This is a genomic window from Salipaludibacillus sp. CUR1 (genome assembly GCF_021028955.1).
GTDB lineage: Bacteria > Bacillota > Bacilli > Bacillales > Salisediminibacteriaceae > Salipaludibacillus.
Window position 1 is genome coordinate 1 of sequence record NZ_JAIWPE010000078.1, and the last position, 1,391, is coordinate 1,391.

The following is a 1,391-nucleotide window of genomic DNA, read 5'->3' on the forward strand; positions in this document are numbered from 1 at the left end:
TCCTTTGTAGAGGATTGGGAACAAGTATTGGTCTCTCCTCTACAATAGGAGCTTTTTTTGTGTTTGTAAACTCAAAATTACATTATATTCCATTCATGCAAGGCTACTGGGTCTGACCCCATTTCACAAATCCCCCTTACATATGACAGGTTTCCCGTTATAATGGGTACATGTAAAACATGCCGGTTGATCCGGGATGGAATTTGTAAGGAGGATGGTTATGTCAATTCAGAAAGTATTAACGATTGCCGGCTCTGACAGCAGCGGCGGTGCCGGTATTCAGGCAGATTTAAAAACTTTTCAGGAACTGGGCGTATACGGGATGACGGCGCTCACGACGATAGTTACAATGGATCCTGAAAATAACTGGTCTCACGGTGTGTTCCCTCAGGAAACGGAAACCGTGCGCCAGCAATTAAAAACAATTGTCGACGGAGTCGGCGTTTCTGCGATGAAAACCGGCATGCTCGGTTCAGTTGAAATCGTAAAACTTGCAGCAGAGAAAATCGAAGAATATAACCTTTCAAATGTAGTTATTGATCCTGTAATGGTGTGTAAAGGAGAAGACGAGGTTCTTCACCCGGAAACAACAGAAAGCATGAAGAATCTGCTTGTTCCTAAAGCGACGGTAGTCACACCTAATTTATTTGAAGCATGGCAGCTGAGCGGCGTTGGACCTATTAAAACGGTTGACCAAATGAAAGAAGCGGCACAACAAATCCATAAATTAGGCGCCCAATATGTTTTAATTAAAGGCGGAAGTAAGCTTGACCATGAAAAAGCGGTTGATCTACTTTACGATGGCAATGACTTTGAGCTGCTTGAATCAGATCGCATTGATACTCCTTATGTTCACGGAGCAGGCTGTACTTATTCAGCTGCAATTGCCGCTGAACTTGCGAAAGGACGCAGCGTAAAAGAAGCTGTCCAGACAGCGAAAGAATTCATTACTGAAGCTATCCGCGGTTCGTTTAAGCTGAATGAATTTATCGGTCCGACCCACCATGGTGCTTACCGGAACCGTTCATTATAATAGAAAGCCGGCAAAACAATAAACTCTCCACCCTGCTGCGGCTCCTTGCTGCGGCAGGGTTTTTAATGGCTTCCCTTCCCCCATCGTTTCCGTCCATAAAAATAGTATCTAGCTGATTTATGAGCGTGCCGTCGAACCTTATCATCAGAAATCCCTAAACCATCTTCCCCTCATTCAAAAGCAAGTGGAAGGCTTTGAATTTTTTCTATTTGCCTTTCAAAAAATATCTTTTTTAAAGAAAAGTAAGTATCCGCCCGTAAAACGGGCGGTTTTAATTTCGCCCTATAAGGGCACTTTACCAACTTAGCCTCTAAAGAGGCCTCTTAATTGACCGCCAACCGTTTATCTCTCTCTATTT

The 1,391-nt window shown here is 43.5% G+C and carries 1 protein-coding gene; it reads left to right on the forward strand.

Annotated features, from left to right (window positions below):
• The first annotated feature begins 220 nt into the window (after positions 1-220).
• Positions 221-1,033 carry a pyridoxine/pyridoxal/pyridoxamine kinase gene (gene pdxK / locus K8O68_RS15410; RefSeq protein WP_230897748.1) on the forward strand — a complete coding sequence of 271 codons (813 nt, stop codon included), beginning with the start codon at positions 221-223 and terminating at the stop codon, positions 1,031-1,033.
• Positions 1,034-1,391: the final 358 nt, after the last annotated feature.